The organism is Kocuria kalidii, from assembly GCF_044462225.1.
GTDB classification, from domain to species: Bacteria; Actinomycetota; Actinomycetes; order Actinomycetales; family Micrococcaceae; genus Kocuria; species Kocuria kalidii.
The window spans coordinates 95,221-101,833 of record NZ_JBISWJ010000028.1; the positions used below are offsets into that span (position 1 = coordinate 95,221).

The 6,613-nt window shown below is 73.5% G+C and carries 5 protein-coding genes; 3 read left to right on the top strand and 2 right to left on the bottom strand.

All coding sequences use genetic code 11. The annotated features are described in order from the left end of the window. Positions 1–51 precede the first annotated feature (51 nt). Both pheA and ACH9D3_RS04845 read right to left on the bottom strand, forming a co-directional pair. A complete protein-coding gene (gene pheA / locus ACH9D3_RS04840; RefSeq protein ID WP_396410058.1) occupies positions 52–1,053 on the bottom strand; it encodes a prephenate dehydratase in 1,002 nt (333 codons plus the stop codon). Then, complete coding sequence (locus tag ACH9D3_RS04845) at positions 1,050–1,385, bottom strand: rhodanese-like domain-containing protein (RefSeq protein ID WP_396361654.1); 336 nt, start codon at positions 1,383–1,385, stop codon at positions 1,050–1,052. Before ACH9D3_RS04845 ends, pheA begins: the two co-directional genes overlap by 4 nt. A 205-nt stretch (positions 1,386–1,590) precedes the next feature. On the opposite strand from ACH9D3_RS04845, the gene ACH9D3_RS04850 reads away from it, so the two are divergent. The 3 genes from ACH9D3_RS04850 to ACH9D3_RS04860 all read left to right on the top strand — a co-directional run bounded on the left by ACH9D3_RS04850 (position 1,591) and on the right by ACH9D3_RS04860 (position 6,541). Then, entirely contained in the window at positions 1,591–3,066 is a 1,476-nt protein-coding gene (locus tag ACH9D3_RS04850; RefSeq protein ID WP_396399577.1) for an APC family permease, read from the top strand. A gap of 69 nt (positions 3,067–3,135) precedes the next feature. Continuing rightward, positions 3,136–4,677, top strand: coding sequence for a PucR family transcriptional regulator ligand-binding domain-containing protein (locus ACH9D3_RS04855; protein ID WP_396410059.1), 1,542 nt, complete (start codon positions 3,136–3,138; stop codon positions 4,675–4,677). Between the two features lie 325 nt (positions 4,678–5,002). Then, complete coding sequence (locus ACH9D3_RS04860) at positions 5,003–6,541, top strand: NAD-dependent succinate-semialdehyde dehydrogenase (protein WP_396410060.1); 1,539 nt, start codon at positions 5,003–5,005, stop codon at positions 6,539–6,541. Positions 6,542–6,613 lie beyond the last annotated feature (72 nt).

Consider the following 6,613-nt stretch of genomic DNA (forward strand, 5'->3'; position numbering starts at 1 on the left):
GTGCATGTATTCGCAATTGCTAACAAGCGGGGGGCGGTGCGCGTCCCCGCGTTACGCGGACCCGGCGACCTCCGGTGCCGGCGGGGTCCGCGGACCGTGGTCGGCGCCGCGCTGCAGGGCCGCGACCCAGGCCTCCGCCTCCCGGAAGGCGCCGTCGGAGTGGTGCCGGGCGACCGTCGCCACCTTGTGGTCGGCCCGCGGGTAGGAGCCGAGGAAACGGGTGCTCGGGCAGACCCGGCGCAGCCCCTCGAGGGCGTCCGCCACCCGGGCGTCCAGGATGTGCCCGTCCACGTCCACGCTGAAGAAGTACTCCCCGAGGAAGTTGCCCGTGGGGCGGGACTCGATCCGGGAGAGGTTGACCCCCCGTGTCGCGAACTGTTCGAGGATCTCCATCAGGGCACCGGCACGGTCCTCCCACAGCGGGACGACGAGCGTGGTCCGGTCGGCCCCCGTGCGCCGCGGCAGGGGCGTCTCCGGCCGGGCCACGAGGACGAACCGGGTGACGGCCGCGCCGTTGTCGCCGATGTCCTCCGCCAGCACCTCGAGCTCGGGGTGCTGCTCGACGACCACGGGCGAGCAGACCGCGGCGTCGAAGCCGGCGCTCCGTCCCGGCTCCTCGCGCCCCGGCCCGCCGGGGAGCAGCGCGAGGGCCGCCGCCGCCGTGGAGGACGCGGGGACGTAGTCCACGCCCGGCAGGTGCTCGTCCGCCCAGCCCCGCACCTGCGCCCAGGCGTGGGAGTGCGTGGAGACGGCGCGGACGTCGGCGAGCGCCGTGCCCGGCGGGGCCACGAGGACGAAGCTGATGGGCACGAGCGCCTCCCGGACGATGCGCAGCTCGCTGCCCGTGGCCACCGCGTCGAGGGTCGCGGTCACACCGCCCTCGACCGAGTTCTCGATGGGCACCATGGCGGCGTCGACCTCGCCGGAGCGCACGGCCGCCAGCGCGACGGGCACGGAGGACACGGGCAGACGCTCGGCCTCGCGGGCGCCCTCCACGCCCAGCAGCGCGGCCTCGGTGAAGGTCCCGGCGGGCCCCAGGTAGGCGTATCTCACCGGACGGTCGGGGTCTCGCCCGTCTCGGACACCATGGGCTTCTCGGCGTCCATCCACGCCCCCATGCCGCCCAGGACGTTGACGGGGTCGAAACCGTACTGCTGGAGGTAGGCCGTCGCCTTGAGGGAGCGGCCGCCGGAACGGCAGATCACGTACACGTCCTCGTCCACGGGCACCTCGCCGTAGCGCTCCGGGAGCTGCCGCAGCGGGATGTGCTGGGCGCCGTCGATGTGCCCGGCCTCCCACTCCTCGTCCTCGCGCACGTCCAGGACGCGCGCGCCCTCCGGGATCTCCTCCACCGAGGCACTGGGCAGGTTGTCCAGGTTGTCCATCGTCCGGGTCCTCTCGTCGGGAACGGTTCTTCCGGGAACAGCCTAGTCCGCGCCGCTCCGCCCCGAGCCTCCGCCCGGCCCTTCCAGGCGGCACACAGAAACGAAACAATCCCTGTATAGATTGTGCCCTCGCCGCCGGGAGTGCCGCGCGGCGGGTCCGGCCGGGCACCGCACCCCGGTGTCCTCGACAGAAGGAAGAACGCCCATGAGCACCACCGATCCCCGGAGTGCCACGCCGGCCGCCCCGGACCGTGCGGACCACGGCTTCAAGAAGGTCCTGGGCCGCCTCGACGCGATCGCCCTCGGCTTCGGCGCGATGATCGGCTTCGGCTGGGTCATCCTCACCGGCGACTGGCTCGCCGAGGCCGGGACCATGGGCGCCGTGCTGGCCCTCGTCGCCGGCGGGCTCATCATGGCCGTCGTGGGCCTGGTCTACGGCGAGCTGGTCGCCGCCATGCCGTACGCGGGCGGGGAGCACAACTACCTCCTGCGCGGGATGGGCGCGCGCTGGGCCTTCGTGGGCTCCTGGGCCATCACGGGCGGCTACATCACCATCGTCGCCTTCGAGGCCGTCGCGGTGCCCCGCACCGCCCAGTACATCTTTCCGGGCCTGAGCCAGATCCCGCTGTGGACGGTGGCCGGCTTCGAGGTGAACCTGACCTGGGCACTGGTCGGGTCGCTGGCGGCCGTCCTCATCACCGGGATCAACATCCGCGGCGTCAAGCACGCCTCCGTGGTCCAGATGTTCGTCATCCTGTTCCTGCTGATCGTGGGGCTCATGATGCTCTTCGGCGCCTTCACCGAGGGTTCCGCGGCCACCATGGAGCCGTTCTTCACCCCCGGCGCGGCCGGCTTCTTCCTCGTGCTCGTGACCGTCCCGTTCCTGTTCGTCGGCTTCGACGTCATCCCCCAGGTCTCGGAGGAGATGCACCTCCCGCCGAAGAAGCTCGGCGGGACCATCATCGTCTCGGTGCTGCTCGCGGCGGCCTGGTACGTGATGGTCGTGCTCACCACCTCCGCGTCCATGTCCGCCGAGGACCTCTCCGGCGCGGACATCGCCGTGGCCGACGCCATGGGCTCCGCCTTCGACAGCACGATCGTGGCCAACCTGCTGATCGCCGGGGGCCTCGCGGGCATCCTGACCTCCTGGAACTCCCTGCTCATGGGCGCTTCCCGCCTGCTGTGGGCGCTCGGCAACTCCCGGATGGTGCCGCTGTGGTTCGGCCGGCTGCACCCGAAGTACGGCACCCCGGCCAACGCCCTGCTCTTCATCGGCGCCGTGTCCTTCGTCGCGCCGTTCTTCGGCGCGGAGATGCTCGGCTGGCTCGTGGACTCCGGCTCCCCCTCGATCGTGATCGCCTACGCCCTGGTCTCGGTGGTGTTCGTGATCCTGCGCCGGCGGGAGCCGGACATGGAGCGGCCCTTCCGGATCGGCGGCGGCGGCCACGGCGGCACGGCGATCGGTGTGCTCTCGGTGGTCCTGTGCCTCGCCCTGATCAGCCTGTACGTGCCCGGGATGCCCGCCTTCCTGAGCGCGCCCGCCTGGACGATCTTCGGGCTGTGGTGGCTGCTGGGGCTCGTGTTCCTGCTGCGGATCCCCACCGGGATCCGGCCCGGCCCCGACGCCGAGCACCGGCTCGTGGCCGAGGTCGAGCGCCGGCGCGGCGGGGACCGGTCCTGACACGGCCACCGCTCCGGGAACGGCCGGCCTAGGCTGTCCCCGGCGCGCCGAGGAGGAGGAGGTCTACCCATGGTCACGGTCGGCCAGGTGCTCGGCCTGCCCGGGCTCGGCCTGGAGCCCGTCGTCGAGGTGGGGTCCGACCTGCCGGTGAGCTGGGTGGTGACCAGCGAGCTCGCCGACCCCACCCCGTACCTCGAGGGCGGTGAGGTGCTCCTGCTGACCGGCATCCACGCGTCCGCCCGCGCGCACTCCTGGGACGAGTACGTCCGCCGGCTCACCGACCGGGGCGTGGTGGCGCTGGGGCTGGGCACGGGGGAACGGCTGTCCTACCGCGGGGTGCCGGACCCGCTCGTCTCCGCGTGCCGGGAATCCGGGCTGACCCTGTTCAAGGTGCCCGAGCGCACACCCTTCCTGGGCATCATCCGCGCCACGGCCGAGATGCAGGCGGCGGAGGAGCGCACCGCCCTCGAGACGATGCTGTCGGAGCAGCGGCGCCTGACACGGGCGGCGGTGGGCCGTGACGGCCCGGCCCGGGTGGTCCGCGCCCTGGTGGCGGTGCTCGGGGGCGGCTGGGCCGGCGTCTGCGCGGCGGACGCCCAGGTCCTGGAGCGCTCCGGACCGGAGCCCCCCGAGCTGCCCTCGGGCCGGACGCTGACCGAGCTCGTCGAGCGGCTGCGTCCCGCGGGGCTGCGCGGGTCGCTGAGCGAGTCCGGGCCGGCGGGCGCGGTGGTGGTCCATCCCCTCGGAGTGGACGGCGTCCCGCAGAGCTACCTCGTGGTGGCCCTGCCCGGCCCGGTCGACCCGGTCCGCACGGGCGTGGTCGCCACCGCCGTGGCCCTGCTCTCGCTGCACGCCGGGCGCACCGCGGAGCACGCGCTGTTCCGGCGCCGGGTCCGTGCGGGCGCCCTGGCCCTGCTGCTCAACGGCGAGGTGCGGTCGGCCGACGCCGTGCTGGCCGTCGCGGACGACGTGCCGTGGTCGACGGCGTCCCGGGTGCGGGTGGCGCGCCTGCGCGGCGGTCCCGAGCAGCTGCGGGACGGCCTGCGCCGCCTCGAGACGCCCACCGGCCACGGCGTCAGGCCGGTCCTCGTCGGGGAACCCGCCACCGATCCCACCGGAGAGCAGACGGCCGCGGTGCTGCTCGAGGACGTCCCGCACCGGCTGGCCGAGGTCCGGGCCGCCGCCGAGTCCTCGGGGCTGCGGGCCGGCATCGGCGGCCCGTCGACGGTCCACGAGACGGACGGGAGCGCCCGTGAGGCCCTGGAGGCCCTGGAGCGGACCACGGACCGGCAGCGCGTCGGCACGTGGGACGACCTCGTGGACGGCGGCCTCGCAGGCCTCCTCCCGCCCGAGACCGCACGGGCCTGGGCGCGGGACCTGCTGCGCCCTCTGCTCCGGAGCGGGCGGCTGCCCCTGCTGCGCACGTTCCTGGCGCACAACGGCAACCGGAGCGGAACCGCCGAGGCCCTGGGGATCCACCGCAACACCCTGCAGCAGCGACTGCAGGAGATCGAGGAGTCGCTCGGCCGGTCCGTGGACGACCCGCAGCTGCGCGCGGAGCTCTGGATCGCCCTGCGTCTCGCCGACCGGACGGATCGCCGCACTCCGTAGCCCGCCGCCCGCACCTGTGCAGACTGCCCAAGGACCCGGGAGAACTACAGCACCCTGCTGTGTCTCCCCGGCGCTAGCCTGGAAGGGCCGAGGGAGTCGAGGGAACGGGGAATCCCGGCCCCCGCTCGCCGGCACACGGTGCCGGCGCCCCGGCCGGGTCCGGGTCCGCGTCCGGAGCCGTACGCCGGAGCCATCCGTACGCCGGAGCCATACGATGGACGGACGGGCCCGGAGCTGTCGCCCGGCCGCCCGACCATCCCCTTGACGCACTGAACGGGGCACCGGTGCCCGGTGACCTGCCGCGTCGACTCAGAGAGGCTGATACATGAGCATCACGGACAAGGCCCCCGCGGGCCCCGGCATGACGGAGCGCATCGCCGCGGTCCTGGCCAAGACCCCCACGGGGCTGCTGATCAACGGGCAGTGGCGCGACGCCTCGGACGGGTCCACCTTCGAGGTGGAGAACCCCGCCACGGGGGAGGTCATCGCGACCATGGCCTCGGCCACCCGGGAGGACGCCGCCGCGGCGATGGACGCCGCCGCCGACGCCCAGGAGTCCTGGGCCCGCACCCCGGCGAGGGTCCGCTCGGAGATCCTGCGACGGGCCTTCGACCTGGTGCAGGAGCGCGCCGAGGACCTGGGGCTGCTGATGACCCTGGAGATGGGCAAGCCCCTGGCCGAGGCGGCCGGTGAGGTGAAGTACGGGGGTGAGTTCCTGCGCTGGTTCGCCGAGGAGGCCGTGCGCGACTACGGCCGCTACCTGGACACCCCCGAGGGCAACCTGCGGATGCTGGTGACGCACAAGCCGGTGGGCCCGTGCCTGCTGATCACCCCGTGGAACTTCCCGCTGGCGATGGCCACCCGCAAGGTCGCCCCGGCCGTGGCCGCCGGGTGCACCATGGTGCTCAAGCCCGCCCGCCTCACCCCGCTGACCTCCCAGTACTTCGCGCAGATCATGCTGGACGCGGGTCTGCCGGCCGGGGTCCTCAACGTGGTCTCCTCCGCCTCGGCCTCCTCCGTCTCGGAGCCGATCATGGCCGACCCGCGCCTGCGCAAGGTCTCCTTCACCGGCTCCACCCCGGTGGGCAAGCAGCTGATGAAGGCCGCCACCGACAACGTGCTGCGCACCTCCATGGAGCTGGGCGGCAACGGGCCGCTGATCGTCTTCGAGGACGCCGACATCGACAAGGCCGTGGCCGGGGCGATGGCCGCGAAGATGCGCAACATGGGCGAGGCCTGCACCGCCGCCAACCGGCTGCTGGTGCACGAGGACGTGGTGGACGAGTTCGTCGAGAAGCTCGCCGCGAAGATGGGCGCCCTGACCGTGGGCAACGGCGTGGACGACGGCGTGTCCGTGGGCCCGATGGTCGAGGCCAAGGCGCGGGACTCCGTCGAGGAGTTCGTCACCGACGCCGTCGAGCGCGGGGCGAAGGTCGTGGTGGGGGGCAAGCGCGTGGACGGGCCCGGCTACTTCTTCGAGCCCACCCTGCTGCGCGACGTCCCCACCGACGCCCGCGCGGTGACCGAGGAGATCTTCGGCCCCGTCGCCCCCGTGGTGACGTTCCGGGACGAGGACGAGGCCGTGGAGCTGGCCAACGCCACCGAGTACGGGCTGGCCTCCTACGTGTTCACCGAGAACATCTCCCGCGGCCTGCGCATCGGCGACCGCATCGAGTTCGGCCTGATGGGCCTCAACGTCGGGGTGATCTCCAACGCGGCCGCCCCGTTCGGCGGCGTCAAGCAGTCCGGCCTGGGCCGCGAGGGCGGGGCCGAGGGCCTCCACGAGTACACCACCACCCAGTACATCGGCGTGGAGAACCCCTGGGCCGACATCCCCGACCCCGGCACCGGCACCCCCGCCTGAGGCCCCGGTCCGCGTCTCCACGGATCCCTGCGGATCTGCACGGGTCGGCGCAGGTCGGCACGGGGAGGGCGG